Source organism: Novosphingobium sp. YAF33, from assembly GCF_052113265.1.
GTDB lineage: Bacteria > Pseudomonadota > Alphaproteobacteria > Sphingomonadales > Sphingomonadaceae > Novosphingobium.
This window is the reverse complement of record NZ_JBFRCW010000012.1, coordinates 1-20,304: the sequence shown is the minus strand read 5'-3', so window position 1 is coordinate 20,304 and position 20,304 is coordinate 1. Positions and strand designations below refer to the sequence as shown.

General features: G+C 60.8%; 18 protein-coding genes. 8 read left to right on the top strand and 10 right to left on the bottom strand.

The genetic code is table 11. The annotated features are described in order from the left end of the window. Positions 1-233: 233 nt before the first annotated feature. Positions 234-482, bottom strand: a complete 249-nt coding sequence (locus AB4Z00_RS21160; protein WP_442047104.1) for a hypothetical protein — start codon at positions 480-482, stop codon at positions 234-236. Between the two features lie 556 nt (positions 483-1,038). Between AB4Z00_RS21160 and AB4Z00_RS21155 the strand changes: the two genes are divergently transcribed. Both AB4Z00_RS21155 and AB4Z00_RS21150 read left to right on the top strand, forming a co-directional pair. Further along, on the top strand, positions 1,039-1,278 hold the full coding sequence (locus AB4Z00_RS21155) for a hypothetical protein (RefSeq protein ID WP_442047103.1): 240 nt from the start codon (positions 1,039-1,041) through the stop codon (positions 1,276-1,278). Beyond that, positions 1,247-1,672, top strand: coding sequence for a hypothetical protein (locus AB4Z00_RS21150; RefSeq protein WP_442047102.1), 426 nt, complete (start codon positions 1,247-1,249; stop codon positions 1,670-1,672). The genes AB4Z00_RS21155 and AB4Z00_RS21150 overlap by 32 nt, the downstream gene beginning before the upstream one ends. 240 nt (positions 1,673-1,912) lie before the next feature. On the opposite strand, the gene htpG is transcribed toward AB4Z00_RS21150, so the two are convergent. The 3 genes from htpG to AB4Z00_RS21135 form a co-directional block, all read right to left on the bottom strand. Next, entirely contained in the window at positions 1,913-3,799 is a 1,887-nt protein-coding gene (htpG, locus tag AB4Z00_RS21145; RefSeq protein ID WP_442047101.1) for a molecular chaperone HtpG, read from the bottom strand. A 785-nt stretch (positions 3,800-4,584) separates the two neighbouring features. After that, positions 4,585-5,283, bottom strand: a complete 699-nt coding sequence (locus tag AB4Z00_RS21140; protein ID WP_442047100.1) for a VC0807 family protein — start codon at positions 5,281-5,283, stop codon at positions 4,585-4,587. 38 nt (positions 5,284-5,321) lie between these two features. Next, complete coding sequence (locus AB4Z00_RS21135; RefSeq protein WP_442047099.1) at positions 5,322-6,719, bottom strand: 8'-apo-carotenoid 13,14-cleaving dioxygenase; 1,398 nt, start codon at positions 6,717-6,719, stop codon at positions 5,322-5,324. A 25-nt stretch (positions 6,720-6,744) separates the two neighbouring features. Between AB4Z00_RS21135 and AB4Z00_RS21130 the strand changes: the two genes are divergently transcribed. After that, entirely contained in the window at positions 6,745-7,368 is a 624-nt protein-coding gene (locus AB4Z00_RS21130) for a TetR/AcrR family transcriptional regulator (protein ID WP_442047098.1), read from the top strand. A gap of 249 nt (positions 7,369-7,617) precedes the next feature. On the opposite strand, the gene AB4Z00_RS21125 is transcribed toward AB4Z00_RS21130, so the two are convergent. Continuing rightward, the gene (locus tag AB4Z00_RS21125) at positions 7,618-7,845 is read right to left on the bottom strand and encodes a helix-turn-helix domain-containing protein (protein WP_442047097.1); all 228 of its coding nucleotides are present in this window, start codon (positions 7,843-7,845) and stop codon (positions 7,618-7,620) included. A gap of 827 nt (positions 7,846-8,672) precedes the next feature. Between AB4Z00_RS21125 and AB4Z00_RS21120 the strand changes: the two genes are divergently transcribed. The 5 genes from AB4Z00_RS21120 (at position 8,673) to AB4Z00_RS21100 (ending at position 16,129) form a co-directional block, all read left to right on the top strand. Next, positions 8,673-9,287, top strand: coding sequence for an RNA polymerase sigma factor (locus AB4Z00_RS21120; protein WP_442047096.1), 615 nt, complete (start codon positions 8,673-8,675; stop codon positions 9,285-9,287). After that, positions 9,284-10,258 carry a FecR family protein gene (locus AB4Z00_RS21115; RefSeq protein ID WP_442047095.1) on the top strand — a complete coding sequence of 325 codons (975 nt, stop codon included), beginning with the start codon at positions 9,284-9,286 and terminating at the stop codon, positions 10,256-10,258. The genes AB4Z00_RS21120 and AB4Z00_RS21115 overlap by 4 nt, the downstream gene beginning before the upstream one ends. 140 nt (positions 10,259-10,398) lie before the next feature. After that, complete coding sequence (locus AB4Z00_RS21110) at positions 10,399-11,307, top strand: HEPN domain-containing protein (protein WP_442047094.1); 909 nt, start codon at positions 10,399-10,401, stop codon at positions 11,305-11,307. A 155-nt stretch (positions 11,308-11,462) separates the two neighbouring features. Next, on the top strand, positions 11,463-13,997 hold the full coding sequence (locus AB4Z00_RS21105) for a TonB-dependent receptor plug domain-containing protein (RefSeq protein ID WP_442047093.1): 2,535 nt from the start codon (positions 11,463-11,465) through the stop codon (positions 13,995-13,997). Beyond that, complete coding sequence (locus tag AB4Z00_RS21100; RefSeq protein WP_442047092.1) at positions 13,991-16,129, top strand: Atxe2 family lasso peptide isopeptidase; 2,139 nt, start codon at positions 13,991-13,993, stop codon at positions 16,127-16,129. Before AB4Z00_RS21105 ends, AB4Z00_RS21100 begins: the two co-directional genes overlap by 7 nt. Here AB4Z00_RS21100 and AB4Z00_RS21095 read toward each other — a convergent pair. The 5 genes from AB4Z00_RS21095 to AB4Z00_RS21075 form a co-directional block, all read right to left on the bottom strand. Further along, on the bottom strand, positions 16,116-17,834 hold the full coding sequence (locus tag AB4Z00_RS21095) for an asparagine synthase-related protein (protein ID WP_442047091.1): 1,719 nt from the start codon (positions 17,832-17,834) through the stop codon (positions 16,116-16,118). The two genes, AB4Z00_RS21100 and AB4Z00_RS21095, sit on opposite strands and share 14 nt — an antisense overlap. 23 nt (positions 17,835-17,857) lie before the next feature. Next, a complete protein-coding gene (locus AB4Z00_RS21090; RefSeq protein ID WP_442047090.1) occupies positions 17,858-18,586 on the bottom strand; it encodes a lasso peptide biosynthesis B2 protein in 729 nt (242 codons plus the stop codon). Positions 18,587-18,595: 9 nt separating this feature from the next. Beyond that, positions 18,596-18,715 carry a benenodin family lasso peptide gene (locus tag AB4Z00_RS21085; RefSeq protein WP_442047089.1) on the bottom strand — a complete coding sequence of 40 codons (120 nt, stop codon included), beginning with the start codon at positions 18,713-18,715 and terminating at the stop codon, positions 18,596-18,598. Between the two features lie 98 nt (positions 18,716-18,813). Next, entirely contained in the window at positions 18,814-19,413 is a 600-nt protein-coding gene (locus AB4Z00_RS21080) for a GntR family transcriptional regulator (protein ID WP_442047088.1), read from the bottom strand. Further along, positions 19,410-20,084: a phytanoyl-CoA dioxygenase family protein gene (locus AB4Z00_RS21075; protein WP_442047087.1), complete on the bottom strand. Its 675-nt coding sequence runs from the start codon at positions 20,082-20,084 to the stop codon at positions 19,410-19,412. The genes AB4Z00_RS21080 and AB4Z00_RS21075 overlap by 4 nt, the downstream gene beginning before the upstream one ends. Positions 20,085-20,304 lie beyond the last annotated feature (220 nt).

Below are 20,304 nucleotides of genomic sequence, written 5' to 3'. Positions count from 1 at the left end.
CCAAGCAGCAGGGACGCGCCGCATGCGGATTGCTAGCTTTTCGAAATAACAGGTCCCGATTCGGGCTCTTTTGCTTCAGGCGCCTTCCTGATTTGCATCTCTGTCGGTCGTGCGAGGCAGCCGATCAATCATGCCTGGCACCGAACAGGCGTGACCTGCGCCTTAAAACCAGACCGGAGTTGGCAAAGCCTCAGGACAGACGCCAATATCGGGGAGATAGCAGCGATTCCGGTTCAGTTGAGCAGCCTGGTAGGTTTACGTGCCGGTCTTAGCCAGACCCGGCGAAAACCCGGCAGGAGCGGAATCTGATTGAGGGGAACCGGGGTTTCCTGGATTATGGTGAGCCATATGCCGTCCTCTTCTCGTAAAAGAGCCACCTGAACATCGGCGGCGCCGGAGTAGGCACTCAAGTCCAGCCGTTCTATTTCGCTGGGCTCCGTTGAAAGGACGCGCTTGCGCTGGACGTGGATCCGCATCTGCATCACTGCATTGTATCTGTTTGTTTCGGTACTGCAACGGCGCCCATGGGCTGGAGGCCACTTTGGATGCGGCCGGATGAGATCGCTCGAAAAAACTTTGATTTTGCAGCCGTCGCTTCAAATCGCACTTCCGCAAGCAATCCCATGCATGCCCAATCGGCCCGCACCGTCCGGTAGTGTCCACGGGCGACTACCTTTTCAAGATATCAAACACTTTTAAACATCCAGGCAGGCCGTCGTGCGTTCGCTGTGTCCCGCTCTGTGTGCCCAAAGCCATTTGGATTGGGGTAGTTTTGGCGTACCATTCTGGCAATACCCCTAGATCGACAAAGCCGAAGGCGCTCACCGACCTCGAGATCACCCGAAGTGGTCGCGGACTATCTCAATGCGCGGGCCAGCAAGGGAGCAAGCCGGCTTCACTGTTAAAAGGCATCGATCGCTAGTCCCGATAAGTTGCTTGGCGTCGCCGACCCGACTGCAGCGCCGCTGGTCAGGCTGCGGCTCGCGGTGATCCGTAAGGCGCGGGCCCACGCGTGGCCGCTGTGATTCAAAGGGGCAGGTGCGCGATGTCGCAAGTGAAGCGCCGCGCGGGCTCAACATCCTCGCACTGCTCGACAGCGGTCCCGAGGATCTGCCGGGTCTGCGCGATCAGGCTCAACTGTCGACGGCCTATAACACCGAGCTGCGCGCGTCCGAACTCTGCGGGTTGGCGATCGAGCACCTCGCCGAAGCGATCGATCCTGAGCCCGCGCAGCGTCGCCGCGATCTTGGCGTGGGCAGCGGCGGCCGAGATTACTGAGGGCGCGCCGTTCCGGCGCGTCCAGGCGCGACGCTACAAGGCGCACTCGGCGGTCAAGGGCCGCCGGATCGAGATCATCTCCGGCGGCCAAGCCTCAGATCTTCGTAAAACTCTGTACATGCCGGCAGTGCCGGCGCGGGTGGCATACGATATCGGCGTGAAGCCGCTGCATCCGCGCTCGATCGGTCCGCTCTTCCTGACGATCATCCAGCGCGCCTTCGATCGCGGCGGTCTGCGGGATCTGACCGGGCACGATCCGGCGCGACTGCTCCCGGGATTATCGGCGCACTCGACACGGGCTGGGCTGAACCAGGACCTGTTTGCCAGGGGTGAAGACCTCACCTGCATCATGGACGCGCTGCGCTGGAAGAGCCCGCAAATGCCGCTCGCCTAGGGCCGCAACCTCGCGGACGAGCATGGAGCTGCCGGAAGGCTGATCAATAAGCTCGGGTAACCTAGCGTGTAGCGCTTTGGTTCAGGCTTCGGCGCTGCGGCGCGTTGCGAACAAGGCCTCTCCTCCAGTGACGCGCCGGATGCAGAGTTGCGTGCCGGTGCAGCCCACGAGCATCAAGGATCATGAAGGCAGACAAGCTTGCAATGTAGAGGGGAGCCACGTGGCTCCCCTCAGATGGTCTCAAAGACTCTTGGCCATCAAATGCTCAAGACGGTTCACGAATGCCCGCGGGTCGGGCGGCACTTCGCCTTCGGCGATCCGTGCCTGATCGAGTAGAAGCAACGAAATGTCGCGCCGCTCATCGTCGCTGGCGCTGCTCTGCGCCAGCTTGCCGATGAGTGCGTGTCCGGCGTTGACCTCCAAAATGGGCTTCGCCCGCTCCGGCGCCCTGCCGGCAGAAGCCATCACCTTCTCGAGCTGGAGGTCCATCGCGTCATCCGGGGCGACAATGCAAACGGCACTCGTGGTCAGGCGGTCGGAGATCCGAACATCGGACACGTAGTCCGCCAGCGCTACCTTTGCGAAATCGACGAATTCCGTCACATTTTCGGGGGTGGTGGTGTTGGCTGGCTCATGGCCGTCTGCCAAAGGAATAAGGCTGAGATCGGCCGCACCCTGCGTAACAGATTTGAAGGGCTTACCTTCGTAGTCCGCGCCCATCGATGTCCAGAAATTGTCGATTTGGTCGGGCAGCAGCAGGACCTCAAGACCGCGTGCCTTGAAACCTTCAAGCTGCGCAGAATCGGTGATCCGGTCGAGATCAGTTCCCGTCGCGTAATAGATCGCAGTCTGGTTTTCCTTCAGCGAGGCGACGTATTCCTTGAGCGAGCGCCACTTGCCGCTCGAGGTGGTTGTCTTGAAGCGCGCAAGGCCGAGCAGGGTCTCCCGCCGGGCATAGTCCTCATAAAGCCCTTCTTTCAGCACGGCCCCGAAGTTTTCCCAGATCGCCGCGTAGCGTTCGGGCTCGGCGTCCGCCAGCTTTTCCAGCTCGGAGAGAACGCGGTTGCTGACGCCCTTCTGAATTGCGGAAAGGACGGGGCTGTTCTGGATCATCTCGCGCGACATGTTGAGGGGAAGGTCCGCGGAATCGACGAGACCGCGTACGAAGCGCAAGTAGCGCGGCAGGATTTCCGCTTCGTCGGTGATGAACACGCGGCGGACATAGAGTTTGATGCGCCCGTTGCGATCGGGATCGAACAGATCGAACGGCTTGCTCTCCGGAATGAAGGTCAGCACCGAATATTCGTGGCGTCCTTCTGCCCGGTAGTGAAGCGTGAGGGCGGGCTTATCGAACTGGCCCGCCACGCTGCGGTAGAAGTCGGTGTAATCGTCTTCGCTGATTTCGGACTTGGGCTTGGTCCACAGCGCCGCGCCGTCGGCGACCTGCCGAGCTTCGTCGTCGCTTCCGGCTTCCTCGATAAAGATCGGAACCGGCACATGGCCGGACTGTGCCTTGACGATGCGCTCGACATTGTAGCGCTCTGCATAGCTCTTCGCATCATCGAGAAGATGGAGAGTGACCTTGGTCCCGCGTGCCGGCGCCTGGTCCGGATCGACGGGCGCGATGGTGTAGGTGCCAAGGCCATCGGAAGACCAGCTGGCCGCGTCACTTTGACCGGCACGGCGCGATACGACATCGACTCTGTCCGCCACCATGAACGCCGAGTAGAACCCGACGCCGAACTGACCGATGAGTTGCTGGCCTTCTCCGTTCTTATCCGCGGAGAGCTTGTCCATGAAAGCCTTGGTTCCGGAGCGGGCGATAGTGCCGAGTGTCTCGCCCATGTCGGCAGCTGTCATGCCAATGCCGTTGTCCGCGATGCTCAGCGTTCCGGCGTCTTTGTCCAGCGTGATAGTGATCTGCGGTTGCGGTTCCTCTCCCAGGAGCGACGGGTCGGCGATCGCTTCATAGCGCAGCTTCTCACAAGCGTCGGCGGCATTCGAGATGAGCTCTCGCAGGAACACGTCCCGGTCCGAGTAGACGGAGTGGACCATCATGTGCAGCAGCTTGGAGACATCCGCCTCGAAGGCACGGGTTTCAGGGGCGATAGCGGAATCTGTCGTCATCGTATCCTTGGCTCGCATGTTTCAGGTTTGCCCCGGTGAGATGGATTGATGCCGCGGACTCTTCAAGGCATCTGATGAAATGCAAACGTTTCTCGCCGCTTGCCGCTTTCCAGCCGCGCCAGCGTGCCGAACCATCCTCTTCCCGCGGAACCGCGAAACCGCTTCGGCCGTCGAAGCGCTGACGGCTATCTCAATCGGCTCTCAAGCCTCTCAAAGCCAGAACGCCCGATAGAGGTAGACGATCAGGATCGCGACCATAATCGCGGTGCTTACCGGACTCAGATAATGGTGAATCCATTCGAACTTTCGGCCGAAATCTTAGCCGGTAGCGCCGGGCGCGCTCCGAATGTCGGCGCCGAGCAAGGTAGGAACAGGAAGCAGTCGATCCGCATCTGAAAGATCCCCGCTGGTATGGAAATCAATGCCCGAATGCCGGAAATGAGGTGGCCAAGCGGAGCCGCCCCGCGGGTTTGGTGCTTAAAGAGCTAAACCAACTTGCCAACCTGTTTGGAGGCAGCGTCATACAATGTCCAGGCTGACTGGCCCAGCGTTTCGGCCTCTCGCCTCCGAGGCTGCGTCCCGCGACGTACCAGAAGCCAAGAGTACCGGCCGTTCCAGGACAGCTGCGGATCGACATGGCCGATGGGGTCTGTCACCGTCGATCCGCAGGACTTCGCAATCTACAGGAGCGCACAGGCGTTTTCCTCCACGAACGGGGCGATGAGAGCGTCAGGTTCACGCGCGTCGTCGTCTGCTGAAATGAATATATGAGCTGATGGGGGCGGTCAGTCGTCTGCGATGCCGCTTGCCGTCCCCCTGCCAAACGCCTTGGCCTGGGCGCGCACGGCATCGGCGTATCGTGTCCGATAACGGCGGTACAGGATCGTCCAGAGCATCAAACCTCCGATCATGACATAGCCGAGGATCGGACCGGCCACGATATATTGCTCGATCGAGAGTATGTAGATCATCGCCGCCGATAGGGCAAAATCCAATAATAGGCCGATACCCCAGACCCATGTCATCATCATCACGGTGTGCCGCACGAGCGCGTCGTTGCCCTTGGCGTCGAAATCGGCGAGCGCCTGTTGCGATTGACGCGCGATCGTCGCGCGGGCCAGTGGATAGATCAGCGGCTTGCCGATCGCCGCCGATGCCAGGAAGGCAAGGCCAATGATCAGCGTCACCAGCTTCTCGCGCAATTGCAGCATCTGCGCCGATCCGCCGCCGATAAAGGCCACCGTCGACAGGCCGATGCCGACGACGGCAAGCACCGAAAGCGCGTCGATGCGCCGGGTGCGCAGAAAGCTGCCGATACCCCAAAGAAGCGGCGGTATCGAGGAAGCCAGCAAGGCGTTGAGCTCTCCCCAGCGCCCCTGCGTATGATGGTAGATCGCCAGCGGAGCCGCGATATTGATGGCGCAATCCAGCGCGAAGGCAGGCCCGCGGCGCCGGAGCCAGTCGAGAGGGCGGATGGTGTTCATCGTGCTCTGGCCAGTCGGTTCTAGGGGAGGGGCGGCCGTCACCGCGCGCCGCCTGCGGGAAACCAGTTGCCGTGAAAGCCCGGTGGGATCCGGTGCGGAAGGTGGATTGTGGCGACCGGTTCCTCGGCGAAGCGGCGGGCATCAAGGATCACGAGATCGGTAGCATCGTTGGGAAGATCGACCACGAGACCAATCAGCCAGCCGTGCCCCTCAGGCGCGTCGTGGCTTTCCGGGACGAAGACGAATTCGCCTGGAAAGCGTCCCGGTCCGAAATCGTGAACGGTGCGGGCGCCGGTTGTTGTTTCGTGCGCGAAGATCGCGGTTGCGCCAATGAACTGCTCGCTTGGCACCTCGGGCGTGGCGATGCTCCAAACGAAGCGATGAGGCTGGCCGAAGAAGCGCTCGTCGATGCGGGGAAACTCCTGAGCCGCGCTATCGATTGTCTCGATCTCCACCGATTGGCGCACCGGATCGATGGTCCAGCGCTCCAAGCCGCGACACCGCGAATTCGGGCCGGCAACGGCATCGTCGAACATCGTGTGATAGACGCAAAGGTCGAGGACGACCTGGCCGTCCGGCGCGTCATAGGCGTTGGCGACATGGAACGCGTAGCCTGGCGGCACCGAGCACCACACTATGTCATCCTCGGTGCCGTGCCGGGGCAATAGTCCGACGCGGGCCGGGTGCTCTGGATTCCATCGATAGGGAAAACCGTGGCCTTCGATCAGCGTCTTCATCGAAAAGGTCACTGGCAGGTCGAGGATCACCACGAAGCGCTCGGTGATCGCGCAGTCATGGATCATCGGTCCATGACGCACTGAAACAGGCTCCTCTCGGACGACCTGACCACCGACATCGACCACGACGTGACGGATGATGCCGGGATCGCGGCCGTCGTAGCAGATCGCGTGGTTCTCGCCCGTTTGGCGATCGAGATGCGGATGCGCGGTGAAACTGCCGTGCAACGATCCGTCGAAGGGATCGTAGGCCTGATCGGCCAAATCCTCGCCCAGTTCGACGGGATAGCTGCCGCCTTCGACCAGCGCGAAAGTGCGCCCGGCGATGCCGACCACATTGGTGTTCACCGTATCGAACCGATGGCGAGGGCCGGGCGCAGGTTCCTTGCCCAGCGCCTTGGCAACAGCGTTGGAGCGGATCCAGCGGTTGCGATACCACAGTGCCTTGCCGGCCTCGATGGCCAGGCCATGGACCATGCCGTCGCCGATGAACCAGTGATAGGAGGCGGGATCGGCGTTCACCGGGTTGGGCCCAATCCGCAGGTATCGTCCGCCCAACCCCATAGGGATGGTGCCGGTTACGGAAAGCTCGAACAGCGTCAGCTCTTCATCCATCGGCGTATGAATGCCGGTGAGGAAAGGGTTTCCGCCGACTGGCGCGGCCAACCGTTTCCGGTTGAATCCCGCCAGCGCTTCCACACCCTTGCCAACGGTGTCCCGGATCATGTTTTCGACTAGGCTTCCCATACGCGCCTCCAATGTTTACGGTGTTACTATGAGTGCAGAAGCTAACAGTGTCAACATAAAGAAAAAGCCCTATCATCATGGAGATCTGCGCCAGAGTCTGATCTCCGAAGGCCTGCGGATGCTAGGCGAGCGAGAGGCCGATTCGCTGTCGCTGCGCGAAATCGCCCGATCGGTGGGCGTGAGCGCCACGTCGGTCTATCGCCACTTTCCGGACAAGGAGGCGCTAATGACGGCGCTCGCCCTCGAAGGGCTGGCGCAGCTTGGCGCGGCGCAACGGGCGGCCTCCGAGGCTGTCGGCGGCGGAAAAGCGGGCTTCAAGGAAACGGGCCGGGCCTATGTCCGTTTCGCACTGGCAAACCCGGCGCTATTTCGCCTCATCTTCGCATCGCCGGCGCTGTCTCAGGGCAAAGTGCAAGGCGATATCCACTCGGAAGCGCATAGCCTTTTGCAGGCCAATGCGGCGGCGGCCGCCGCGCGGGGAGGCGGCGAGCAGGCCGTTCACGCGGTTCAGGCCTGGGCGCTCGTCCACGGCTTGGCGATGCTCATGCTCGATGGACAGGTAGCGGTCGATCACGACCTTATCGACCGAGCAATCTGCTGACGGAGGTATGGCGAAGACGGGCCATTGTTCGGCCGTGGCAGCGAGACGTCAGTGCGGATCGCATTGGCGCGCTATTTTGGCGGTTCTGTCTGCGTTATGCCCCCGCTTTGCCGGTCAGGCCTGGCAAAGTGCAGTTGACTGCAGCCTATGCATGTCGTTCCTCGTCTGCTCGAAGGTGCGCGTTATACGTTGAAGTGACCATTCGTCCTCCCAAGCATAGCGAGAAGGGCGAAAAAAGGGGGAGGGCGTTCAGCGCTGCGTGACATAGCGCGACGGTGCCGTGCCCGAGGCCTTTTTGAACGTCGTGATGAATGCCGTCACAGAAGCGTAGCCCGACATCCCGGAAACCTGCTGCACGTTTTCGCCGCCTGCCGGCGTACGGATCGTGAGCAGCAGGCGAAGTGGCTGACGCCATTGCCCATAAGTGAGGCCTGTTTCCTGAACGACCGGACGACGCAGCGATCGTTCGCTCGCCAACGACTGGCTTGGCTCGAGAGATGAATTGCGCCCGCGTGACGCCGAACATCCCAGTATAGACGGATTCGATCTGGAAATCAGCGGATCAGCACAAAAAATTGAGGCTCAAAATCCCGCTCGCGCGCCTCCTCCCTGCCATCATCCGAAATGAGACGGTTCTTCGTGGTGCCCGGCTGAGCACCCATGAAGGATGCCATGTCTCGCGGGAGACGTACCAAGACTCTCAGGACCCTTTTCGCTCATCGTCGCCTTCCCGCTAAACTCCAAGTGCGATCTTGCGATACTTCAAAAATTTAATTCTGCGTTCGTCAGCATCGATAGCATGATCCTGTGGATCGTGGCGGCGATCCAAACTCGTTGGTATCGAGATCGTTTGGCGTCCTGTGAGGGGACAGCGTAAGTCAACATCACAGAGACTGACGGGCCTAAGCGACAAGAATTGGCCGGGCGGCTGAGACGTATGTTCAGGTCTGCGACTAAAGGTCTCGGCCCAGCCTCAAGGCATGGTATCCTCACGCCCGGCATTTTTTTCAACCTGCTGCTTGCCTTGACAGCTTCCATCCGTAAGACTGCCACTGCGCCAGCAAACGGCGCGAAGGCGAACCAACCGCCTTTCAGGAAAAATCGCTCGGTGCGTGCATCCGGGCCGCTGGCGTGAATGTCCAGGCCGCTCGGCTAAAGACGTCGGTAAACGATTCCTACTGTTGGCCCCGGTCGGCACTTGCCGTGCGGGTTCCTGATGGAGAGCTGCCCATGGCTTTGGGCAAGCAGAATGCGCGCTCTATGCGCGTCTTCGAAATCTGTTCGGCTAAGCATGGGGCAATGTCATGCGCCTGAACATTGACGACGGGTGTCTTGATTACCAAGGGATTGCCGAAGGTGCCCCATTGCCACCGGAAGATCAGGTTCGACTTGCGAAAGGGGATTGGCTCGATCGCCTTTACCGGTCCCACCGCGATAAGTTGGTGCGATTTGCCGTCCGGCACATCCACACCGATCATGCAACCGATATCGTCCAGCAGTTGTTCTCTCGGCTTGCTGTGAGAGGCAGGGGAAATCCGCTCGAAGTGGAAGCGCCCGATGCGTATTTGCGGCAGGCCACAGTCAACCTGATCCGGAGCGAGGCACGTTATGACCGGCGTCGCTGCAAGAACCTCCACATCTGTTCGGACGATGTTCCGATCGTCGGCGTCGATGCTGTTGCGGCTTCCGAGGCACGCGACATGCTTGTCAGGCTAGAGGCGATCATGGCAGAACTTTCGCCGAGAACCCGCGAAATCTTCCTGGCTCATCGTTTTGATGGTTTTACCTATGCAGAAATTGCTACCCGGACGGGACTTAGTGTTAAGACGATCGAAAAGCACATGAGCCGCGCGATCGGTCACGTGACCCGGCGTCTGGAACCCATGATGGAGGATATCAAACTCGTGGAAACCGAATGAGTCTCGATCAGGATGCCGACGGCTGGTTTATCCGGATGCGCGGGCCCGATGCTGCAGACGTTCGCGGGCAATTCGAGGAGTGGCGCTCCGTCCCCGCTCACGCGCGGGCCTATGAGCGGCGGGTGAGATCCTTCGACACATTGATGTTCCTCGCCAGTACCGGCACCGTACGGAACAGGAACCTCGAAGTCGCCAAGCCCTGGGTGCTGCGAACTGCATTTCGCAAGTATGCTGCGGCAGCGGTAGGTCTCATGCTCACGGGTGCGCTCCTTCTCATCGTTGCGCAGCGCAGTTTTGGCGAGCCCCAATCGCTTTCTCGAATAGAAGTGGCTTCCCTGGACGAGGTCCCTCGGCACATTTCCCTTCCAGACGGGTCGAAGTTGATCCTGGACCGCGGTTCGCGGGTGCAGATCTCCTACGGTCCCAGCGAGCGGCGCCTGCGTCTGCTGGTGGGACGGGCACGCTTTTCTGTTGCCCATGAAGAGAGGCGGCCGTTCATCGTCGAAGCAGGGGCGGGCAGAGTGATTGCCCATGGCACCCTCTTCGATGTGGAATTAACGCTGAACACCGTAAGGATCGCTTTGCTGCAGGGGGCTGTCGAAGTGCGCGATGCGAGCGGTGGGAATGGCCGCAAACGCTTGGAACTTGCGGCTGGCGAGCGGACTGCGATCGAACGCGGATCCGTAGCAAAACCCACCTCGATCGCAGCTGCTGACAGGCAGTGGCCGAACGACATGCTGGCTCTCGACAGTGTGGATATCGGCGAAGCCGTTGCAGCCTTCAACCGAACAGCCCCAACCCCTGTCCTTTTCGAACTGCGTTCTGCGCAGCCGATGAAAGTCACCGGTGCGTTCAGGCGCTCGGACCCGGAAAGCTTCGCCCGCCAACTGGCCGCAACGTTCGGCCTTCGTGTCGAGGCGCGCGAGGATGGCAGCTTTGCGATCTTGGATGGTTCTCGATCGGGAACGTGAAGTGTGGGATAAGGGCTTGCGATCGGCGCGTGGTTTTGCGTGAGCGAGCGGGGGCGATCGGTTTCGGGCAGCGAGGGCCACGCGATAGGCTTCCACGAATGTGTTGTCCTGCGGCTGAATTTCTCTAGAATCAGATTGTTATGAAGACCGATCTCGAGCACCTCCCGGAGAAGAAGCGCGCGGAATTGAAACGCGTGCTCGAGATCCTCTTTGCTGAGTTCGAGGACCTTTTGGCTCTGGCGACGCAGGGCTGGAAGAAGCAGGGGCGGATCATGAAAGTGATCCTCTATGGTTCGCATGCGCGCGGCGACTGGGTGGCGGATCCAATCGGAGGCTATTTCTCCGACTTCGACATCCTTGTCGTCGTCAATGACGAGCGCCTCGCCGACGAAGCGGAATATTGGGGTAAGGCAAAAGACCATCTCAATCGCGCGCACGACGTGTCCAAATTGCTGTCGGCGCCGGTAGGTCTCACCGTCCATTCGATGGCAGATGTGAACTTCCAGCTGTCGCGAGGAAGGCCGTTCTTTGTCGATGTCGTGCGAGAGGGAGTTGTCCTCTACGAACTCGAGGCCCAACAGTTCGAATTGCCAAGGCCAGTCGATACCGGACTGGCGCACCTTGAGGCAAAGAAGCACTTCGACAAGTGGTTCGCAACCGCCAGCCGTCACCTGGCGGGCGCGAAATTCTATATTTCGCAGGGTTGGAGCAACGAGGCTGCATTTCTGCTGCACCAATCGACTGAGAGCTTTTACCACACCGTACTTCTGGTTCTCAAGCTCTACAGCCCGAAATCACATAATCTCAAATTCCTGCGGGGGCGAGCCGAGGATATTGCGCGCGATCTCATCCCCGTATGGCCGCGCGATACCAAGTTTGGGAACCGGTGCTGGGAATTGCTTTATCAGGCCTACGTCAAGGGGCGATATTCCCCGCACTACGTCATCCGCGATGTCGAGCTGGAGTGGCTGGTACAGCGGATTGAGATGCTCGAGGCCCAAGTGAGAGCAATTTGCGAGACGCATTTGAATATGCCCGGGAGCAAATAAAGACCGCCTCCGGAACCCAAATTGCGAGCGTTTGCGGTGACGCGGTGCGTTCGAAGGATTATTTCATTTCCGGGGTAGGGTGTTTTTTGAAGGGCGGYGATCCGGCTTCTGAAGGGTTCTGCTGAGAGCGGATCCCCGGGGACGGAGGTTCAAAAGTGCGTTACCATTTACTGGCGGGCTGCAGCATCGCTGCCGCCGCGACGATGACCTGTGTGCCGGTCTCAGCGAAAGCCGATACGAGGATCCAGGTGCACCTTCCCGCGCAACCATTACCCGCATCACTGCGCGACATCGGGCGGCTTTTCACTCGCAATGTCAGCGTTGACGAAGCGGTAGTCCGTGACCTGATGGCCCCGCCCGTCGATGGCAAGCTGACTTTCGAGGAAGCAATCGATTCTGTCCTTACCGGGACACGGCTGAAATCGACTCGCTCGGCCGGCGGCGTGGTCGTCAGCAAGCGTGCGGAAAGCGATGCCGAAGAGGGGGGTATCGTCGTGACCGGGTCGCGCATTCGCGGCGCGCCGGTCGCCTCGACACAGCTGACTTATGGGCGCGAGGAGATGCGCAACGCGGGGCAGTCGAGCGCAGCTGACGTCATCCGCGCCATCCCGCAGAACTTTTCGGGCGGCCAGAACCCAGGGGTCGGCGCCAATGTCACGGGCGGCAAAAGCGTCGACATGGGAGGCGGCTCGTCGATCAACTTGCGCGGGCTCGGCAGCGACGCCACGCTTACACTGCTCGACGGACGCCGCCTGAGCTTCGACGCGGCGATTCAGAGCGTCGATGTTTCTGCCATTCCGTTCGGCGCGATCGAGCGCATCGATGTCGTTCCCGACGGCTCCTCGGCGCTGTTCGGATCGGATGCTGTGGCGGGTGTCGCCAATATCATTCTTCGCCGGAATTTCGATGGGCTCGAAACGACAGCGCGGATCGGTAGCTCGACCGACGGAGGCTATTTCCAGCAGCAGTATGGCGCGACGTTCGGAAATGTCTGGTCCTCCGGGAGTGCCCTCGTCTCCGCCGAATACGGGAGCAATTCGGGTATCTGGTCGAGCCAGCGGTCTTATCTCGAGGATCGCACACCGGGAGTCGAGGTCTACCCTTCCATGCGCCATCACAACGCCGCTGTTACCGTCAGGCAGGGACTGGCGCCCGGCCTGACCCTCGATCTCGATGGCATCTACAACAAGCGGCGCCGGGAACAGACGCTTCCGCTCAATGCCGCAGGCGATCTGTCGGTAAGCCGGTACGACTCGTTTCAACGATCCGAATCCTGGGCGTTCGCACCATCGCTGACGCTCGACCTACCCGCCAACTGGCAGGTTTCTCTGGCTGGCAGCTATGGCTGGAACAAGGTCTATTACAGTGTGGGCACCACATACGGCGCGGTAGCGACGAATGCCGGATACGGTTTCTACCGCAATGAGACCGCGAATGTGGAACTGAGCGGCAATGGCAAGCTCATCGACCTGCCGGCCGGTGCGGCCAAGGTCGCCGTCGGCGCTGGATTACGACGCGACATGTTCAATCGGCAAACCTACCGCGGCCTCACAGAATTTGTCGATCGGACGAGGGACAGCCTTTACGCTTTCGGCGAGCTCAGCGTGCCGGTGATCTCACCGGACCAGGGATCGCCGCTCGGCAAGAGCCTCGATCTCAGCCTGGCCGCGCGCTACGAACATTATTCGAATGTGGGGTCGGTGACGACGCCCAAGTTCGGGCTCATCTACGCGCCCGTTTCCGATGTCACGCTGAAGGCAAGCTGGGGCAAGTCGTTCCGGGCGCCGACCTTCTACGAACAGTACATGCCGATGCCCGGCTACCTCTACAACGCGACCACCTTCGGCGGCACGACGGGCACGATCATCTATGTCGTCGGCGGCAATCCGGAGTTGAAGCCTGAACGATCAACCAACTGGTCGGCAACCATGGCATTCCATCCGGCGGCGCTGGCAGGCGCCGAACTCGAGGTCAGCTATTTCAACATCCGCTACCGGGACCGCATTGTCACGCCGATGGCCTATCCCCGTCAGGCACTGACCAATCTCGCCTACGCGGACTACGTCACTCTCGATCCCGCCGAAGCTAACCAGAATTCAGTCATCGATCGGATGGTGTCGTTCACCAATCTGACGACCACCGCCTACGATCCGAGCAGCGTGGTTGCGATCGTCGACAACTCCAACATCAATGCCGGCCGGCAGAACATCTACGGCATCGACGTGCTTGGCCGTTACAGCGTCGACTTTGCCAATGGACGTCTGAGCGCCGGACTCAACGGCAGCTATCTCCACAGCGAGCAGCAACTGCAGTCGGGGCAGGCATTCACGCAGCTTGCGGGCACATTGTTCAATCCGCCCCATTTTCGCGGACGGGGAGAGCTCGGCTGGGCAAGAGGCGGCGTGACTCTCACTGCCGCGGTTAACTACATCGGTTCGGTCGAGGACAAGCGCACGGCGGTCCCGGTGAAAGTCGCGAGCATGGCGCCCGTTGATTTCACGATCCGATACCGGCCGGACGAAAAACGGGGCGTGCTCGCCGGCATCGACGTGATCTTTTCGCTGCAGAACCTATTCAATGACCAGCCCGATACGATCGCGACGAACGCTTATACCGACACCGCCTATGACAGCACGAACTATTCACCGTTTGGCCGTGTGGTCAGTCTCTCGGTAACCAAGAAATGGTAAGGAGGATATCTAGCGGGATTGCGGTCGCTTTCGCGAGCCTCGTAGCTCAGCCTGCGCTTGCTGCCTGTGACGACATTCTGCCAAGGTTTGGTCCGCCTGCGGCGCGAGAGCATCGCGATATGGCGGCTGGGGATCTTGTTCGCTTTCGCGATATCGGTTTTTCGGAGGTCGTGCCCGGCAAGTTCTCGCCCTTCGCCGTTTCACCCAACGGGCGTCTTCTCGCGTTTGTTGTCAGGCGCGGCGAGCCCACTGCAAATACGATCTGCAGTGCGCTCGTGATTGTGCCACTTGATCGGAAAGGCGCCGATGGGGGGGCGGCGTCGCGCGTTCTTGATATTGGCGGCGCGCCCCCATTGTCGAGAGGCGTCTACCGCGGTCTTTTCATCACCTCCGGCGTTCCGCAGTTGATAACGCCAGCCTGGTCGCCTGACGGCGAAAGCATTGCCTATCGCAAGAAGATCGATGGAGTAGTGCAGATCTATCTGGTCCGATTGGATGGCAGCGAGGGTCATGCTGCCACTCATTCCGATATCGATATCGAAGATTTCTCCTGGTCGCCCGACGGGTCGCACATAACTTACCTCGCCAGGCCAGGAGAGCTCGAGTCTAGACGCCGAACCGAGGCCTCCGGGCGTACCGGTTGGCTCTATGACTCGAGCGTTCTACCTAATGAGGCTTGGTCTCCCGCAGCTTGGGCCCGGGATGTTCCTCCGAAGGCGTTCACCGTCGAGCTGTCATCTGGTGTGACCAGAATAGCGACCGAGGATGAGCGCTTGCGGGTAACCCCTTCCCCTTCCACGGGAAGCCTCCACGAGCTGAAGGTTCGTTCCGGTGAGGGCGGAGCGGCGTGGAGGGAGCCTCTGGGCGCTAATCCGGAGAGTGGGCACAGACTTTGGGCCATGTTTCCTGGCAAGGAGAAGCAGGCGTGCTTGCACGCTGCATGCGCCGGCCGGATCGTTCAGGCCTGGTGGGATCGTGCCGGGACGTCTGTCCTGTTTCTGCGCCGGCAAGGATGGAACAACGAGGAATGGGGGCTCTATCGATGGAGCCCGGCGAATAATAGCGTGGCGTTGATTTCCCGTACTCTGGATGCTCTCACAGGGTGCCTGCCGGCCGCCAATGAACTGGTTTGCGGGCGGGAAAATGCCGTCACGCCGAGGCGTGTGGTTGCAATCAACCTCACCTCGGGGAAAAGCCGCACCGTGTTCGATCCCAATCCGGAATTCGCGGAGTTCAGGCTGGGCAAGGTCCAGAGGCTGCGCTGGACCAACGATCGGGGCCTTCCTGCCTGGGCCGACCTTGTGCTTCCGCCCGGCTTTGATGGGAAGACGCGCCTGCCTCTCGTCATCACGCAGTACCACAGCTTGGGATTCCTGCGCGGAGGCACGGGCGATGATTATCCGATCTTTCCGCTCGCTGCGAAAGGCTTTGCTGTCCTGAGCTTCGAGCGTCCACAGACGGTGTCATCCATTGCACCGTATGTGACCGGATGGGACCAGGCCCTGGCCGTGCAATTCAAGGCCTGGGCTGAGCGGCGAAGCATTTTTTCCTCGCTGAATCGCGGTATCGACAAGGCCATCGCGACAGGGTTCGTCGATCCTCAGCGCATCGGCATCACCGGTCTGAGCGACGGAGCTTCGACCACCGAATTCGCGCTCGTAAATTCGGATCGCTTTGCCGCCGCCGCCATGAGTACGTGCTGCGACGACATGCTGAGTTCGCTGGTGCTCGGCGGCTTCGCCTGGGGCGAGCACAACATCAAAATCGGACTGCCGCCTTCGGCCGACAATGATCGCGAATACTGGCGGCCGGTTTCGCTTTCGGTGAACGCCCACAAGATCAATACACCGGTCCTCTTGCAACTTGCCGACCGCGAGAGCTTGCTGGCTCTCCCGTCGTTCGGAGCGCTTAGGGAAGCAGGCAAGCCGGCTGAAATGTTCGTCTATCCCGACGAGTATCACAACAAATGGCAGCCTGCACACCGGCTGGCGACCTATCAGCGCAGCATCGAATGGTTCGAATTCTGGCTGCAGGGCAAGCGCGATCCCGGCCCGGAGAAACGCGGCCAATATGCTCGGTGGGAAAGGCTGCGCGAACTGCGGGACAAGGCGCTGACCGCTAGCCGGCCATGATCCCCCGTGCCCACGATTCCGTATCGACCAGCTGCAGTATCCTTCCGTAAGTCGTTCCCTTCAGGCGCTCTGTGTCCCTGAGCGCCCTGGCGAGTGCGGCCTTGTCGATCACACCCGCACTCGCCAAAACGCCGTCCATCAGATGCGAGGTCATGGCTTCCCGGTTCCGCTCGAGAAGTGAGAACAGGAAGCTTTCGGGATTACCTTTCCCGCGCCGCCAGGCGATGTCAGGCGGCAGGCAAGCCTCGAAGGCAATGCGCGCCGCGGCCCGGTTGTTACCCCGCGCGAACCAGTGCCAGCTCGGAATGGCGAGGCAATGCTCGACCAGAGGCTGGGTGACGAGCGGTGCTGTGCAGTTGAGCTTGGCACCGTGCGGACCGTCCTCGACGTATCCTTGCGCCGCGATAAGCATCGCTATGTGCGCGCCGCGACCAGGAAGGCCTAACTCGGCCGGCTCCAGCCAAGGGTGTCCGGCATTGTTCTGCCACGGTGCCTGCACATCCGGCGAGAGCAGGCGGCGATCCTCCTGCAACTTGTACGGGCAGGCTTTTTGCCACGCGCGCCGCCGCGCTTTCCAGGCCACGCGCCATCGGGATGCCTCCGCCAGTTGAGCGAGCTCGCCGCAAACCCTGCGGAAATGCTGTGTGCCGTCCCCATCGAGGAGACAGTCGGCGGCAAAGGCTACGGAGCGCAGAGAGCAGAATACATTGTCGCCGCCGCCCCCGTCGATGATCCCGTCGCAGCCCAGTTCGCCTGACGCGCGGGCTGCGGCTTCGAATACAAGTTGCTGGTAGCCCCTCGCTACCGGCCGCGGCGTGCGAACCGCGCCTATTCGCGCGAAGTCATATTCCATGACCGCCATGGCCCGCTCGTGAAGGGGACGTCCGACATGAGAAGCCACCCGCCGCGCGTAGCTCGCTTCGTCGCCGGCATGATCCCTGGTCGCCATGTTGAGGCAGGAAAACATACGGTCACGGGCGGAGAGGCTCGCGGCCAGAATGGATGAGTCCAAGCCCCCGGAAAGCATCAGCAGCGGATGGCGTAAGGTCGACGTCCTTGCGGCGACGGCAGCGATGCATTCGTGGCGAAGCCGACGAGCAGCATCTTCGAGATCGTCGATAGCCCGCCTTGCATCGGCAAAGGTCCACGGCGACCAGATGTCTTCGACGCGGACCTCGGATGGCCCCACGAGCAACCGGGATCCGCCCCGGAGTTCCTCGATCCCGCGCAGCGACGTGGTCGCAAGGCGAACGTCGCCAAGGATCAGCTGCCGCCCGATCGCTTCGAAATCGAGGCTGAAAGGTGTACCGCTTGCGGGCCGGAGAAGATCGATGTCGGAGCCTGTGACGATGCCGGAACCCAGGCGCTGAAACAGGCACGGCAAGCTGCCGAATGGTGCGCGCACAAGGCTTGTGCCGGTCCCGCTTCTCACTATGCCGACATAGTCGCCCCAAAAGGCCTCGAACAAACGGGTCCCTGCCGATTTGACGATGGCCCGCTGGACAGAGTCAGAGACTGAGGTCAGTGCTTCGCGCGTGCCGGACTGGTAAAGCGGGCCAATGATGACGCCGTCCTCGCCGAGATCAATCGTGGAAGCTACATCGTCGCAGGCGGCGACAACGTCAGGTCGGTCTAGCACGACCGTGAGGCTTTGATTTCGCGCGGCTGCCAGCAACCGAGCGCGGTCTGGCTCGGCAAGGGCCACGCCAGCGATAAATCTACGCTTCGTCATACGACCAGGATCGGCGTGAACATGTCCGTCCTCTCACGCCGCTCGCCAATGAGTGTACTGTCCACTTGAACCCAGGCATGCGCCGCAAAAGGCGTGAGCCGGACTCCCAGAACCAATAGCGGACTGATCCGCTGCGAGACCAATCGATGCGCGATAGCGAGCGACCACGGCAGGCAGCGCTTATGGGTACCAATGAAGTGGGACGCTACGTGGAACGAGCCGGCGACGCGCGCGAGTGTCGGGTCACTTTCATGGCGTGCAGGTATTGTTGGGGCATCGTTGCCGGCGGCCGCCTTTCGATCGATCAGATACTGAATTGTCCTTGCCAGGCCGCGCACCTTCAGTTGCGCTCTGCATCTCAGGATCCATCCGCCAGCGGACAGGCTGTCGAGCGCTGTCACTCTTTCCGGCTCCCCATGTGTTTCGCCGGTAACCGCCGGGGCGTCGCGTTGCGAAATGCCGTGCTGCCATTCGTGTGGGAGGACCAAGTTTGTGGGCAGCAGTCGCTCCAACGCGGCTCCATCGGCGGCAGGTGTATCTACCAGCCTGCGGAATTCAGTCTCGATTGCAGGAGAAAGACAGAAGTAGCGATCCGAAGGCAGATCGAGGAAAACCAGCCTGTCCTCCACGGCGCAGTAAGAAAGGCCGTTTCGCAGCAAGTAGGCCATGGGCAATTTCCCGACATCGAGGGGAAGACGAAAGGGATGCGCGACGAGATCGCGCATCCCTCTTGCTCAGTCGTCGGAGAGGCCAGCGACATCCTGACCGATAGCCACATCGGGGTTCTGGCCGCCAAGGCCCTGGGTTTCGATACTGGCGGTACCCAGCTCGATCACATCGTCATTGCGTTCCATGACAACTTCCTCGTTAAACACCGCGGCATTGCGGTAACGAGGATTTTACAGCTTTGAGTTGATTACTTTAAATGTATATTGGAATTATAGTACGAATGTTATCTGATGGTCTGGGTGTCTTGAAAAATCAGCTCTATTATCGTCGGAACAATCGCAAGTCTTGACTTGTGATATTGTTGTATAAGCATTCTGGTCGATATGGAGCGTTGCCAGAAGGCCGTGGCGATGTCACCAATTTCGTCGGCCGTGTCTTCTATTATGCTCGATTCGACGTGGCGCACGTAGGCTAGCCGCGCGTTAGCCGACGCGACCTGGCTGACGATTTCGCCGCTACCCGAGGACGCCGCGATAAATCCAAACAGGTCGGCGGCGTCGATCGGTGCGATATGGTGCCCGCCTGTGGGCTCCGATTTGCGGCTCATGCGCAGGGCAGTTCGCGCCAATACCTCGTTCCAGCGGTAAAGATCGCGCAGACCGATCTCGTTAAGCCTCGGGATGTGAAAGCCATCGCTGGGCCGCATTTCTATCAGGCGTTCCCCTGCCAGTCGGTTCAAGGCATCGCGGATCGGCGTGGCGCTGCTGCTCAGTTCCTGGGCGAGCCGAGCGGGCTCCAGCCTCGCGCCAGGTGCGAAGGAGCCGTTCGCCAGCGTGCGTTTGAGGCTGTCGTAAACCCGTTCTGCCGTGGTGCCGGCGTTCATGACCGTAGCTTTCGGCCGGCGGGCATGCTGATAGATTTGCCGGAGCATGCCCGGTCGCGGATAGCGAACCCGGCCGCCTTTTGAGGATCGAGCAGGACGGAAGGGCATTGCCCTTCGAAACTGCCGAGCGAGGTAAGCTGCCGCCGGTAGCCGACAAGTGCTGCAAGTTCGGGCGCGAAAGAGCGAGCCACCTCCGGCGGATACGCAAGCCAGGGATTTTCCGCGGGCTTCAGCCAATCAAGGCAATAGCCGATCGTTATGGACCGGCTAACTGCTTCCGAGCCATTGGCGCCGGCGCTGTGAAGTGTCGAGCCAAGGTAAAGCAGCGCGTCGCCGGGCTCCAGTTGGATGCTGATGCCACTTGATCGCGTGGCAGGCTCAAGGTCATCGCTGCAATGACTTCCGGGCCAGATCCGCATTGCGCCGTTTTCCGCGCGGCTCGGCGTCAGCGGCCAGAGTACGTTAACGCCGTATTCGAAGCTGTTGTCGCAGCCCCTCCATATGAGCTGATCGCGAAACGGAATTCCGGCCCGTTCCCCAGGATGTCTGGCAACGCCTTCCGCAAGGCTCAGCTGTACCGTGCGCGATCCACGAATCAGAATATCCTCGACGGCTTTGAGGATTACCCCATGTCTTACGAGCTGCTCGGTCGCCGGTGCCCGGATCAGCAAGCGCCAGATCCTCTGAACCCGGCTGAGTTCGGGGTCTTGGTGTCAACGCCGGTATAAAATGGGGCCAGGCACCGGTTTAAAAAGGGGCCAGTTGGTTCAGTCAAACAGCCTCGGATTGAGGCTGGGCACTATCGGCAGCGGGGAAGCGGCTGTAGCGGAGCTATCGGCAGCGGGGAAGCGGCTGTAGCGGAGCGGAAGCCGATTTCCCGCTGCCGATAGC

Excerpts from the sequence above, each read along its gene's own strand:
- AB4Z00_RS21160 (WP_442047104.1), bottom strand. The coding sequence starts at position 482 with ATGCAGATGCGGATCCACGTCCAGCGCAAGCGCGTCCTTTCAACGGAG.
- htpG (WP_442047101.1), bottom strand. The coding sequence starts at position 3,799 with ATGACGACAGATTCCGCTATCGCCCCTGAAACCCGTGCCTTCGAGGCG.
- AB4Z00_RS21140 (WP_442047100.1), bottom strand. The coding sequence starts at position 5,283 with ATGAACACCATCCGCCCTCTCGACTGGCTCCGGCGCCGCGGGCCTGCC.
- AB4Z00_RS21130 (WP_442047098.1), top strand. The coding sequence starts at position 6,745 with ATGTTTTCGACTAGGCTTCCCATACGCGCCTCCAATGTTTACGGTGTT.
- AB4Z00_RS21120 (WP_442047096.1), top strand. The coding sequence starts at position 8,673 with ATGCGCCTGAACATTGACGACGGGTGTCTTGATTACCAAGGGATTGCC.
- AB4Z00_RS21115 (WP_442047095.1), top strand. The coding sequence starts at position 9,284 with ATGAGTCTCGATCAGGATGCCGACGGCTGGTTTATCCGGATGCGCGGG.
- AB4Z00_RS21110 (WP_442047094.1), top strand. The coding sequence starts at position 10,399 with ATGAAGACCGATCTCGAGCACCTCCCGGAGAAGAAGCGCGCGGAATTG.
- AB4Z00_RS21100 (WP_442047092.1), top strand. The coding sequence starts at position 13,991 with ATGGTAAGGAGGATATCTAGCGGGATTGCGGTCGCTTTCGCGAGCCTC.
- AB4Z00_RS21090 (WP_442047090.1), bottom strand. The coding sequence starts at position 18,586 with ATGCGCGATCTCGTCGCGCATCCCTTTCGTCTTCCCCTCGATGTCGGG.
- AB4Z00_RS21085 (WP_442047089.1), bottom strand. The coding sequence starts at position 18,715 with ATGGAACGCAATGACGATGTGATCGAGCTGGGTACCGCCAGTATCGAA.
- AB4Z00_RS21080 (WP_442047088.1), bottom strand. The coding sequence starts at position 19,413 with ATGAACGCCGGCACCACGGCAGAACGGGTTTACGACAGCCTCAAACGC.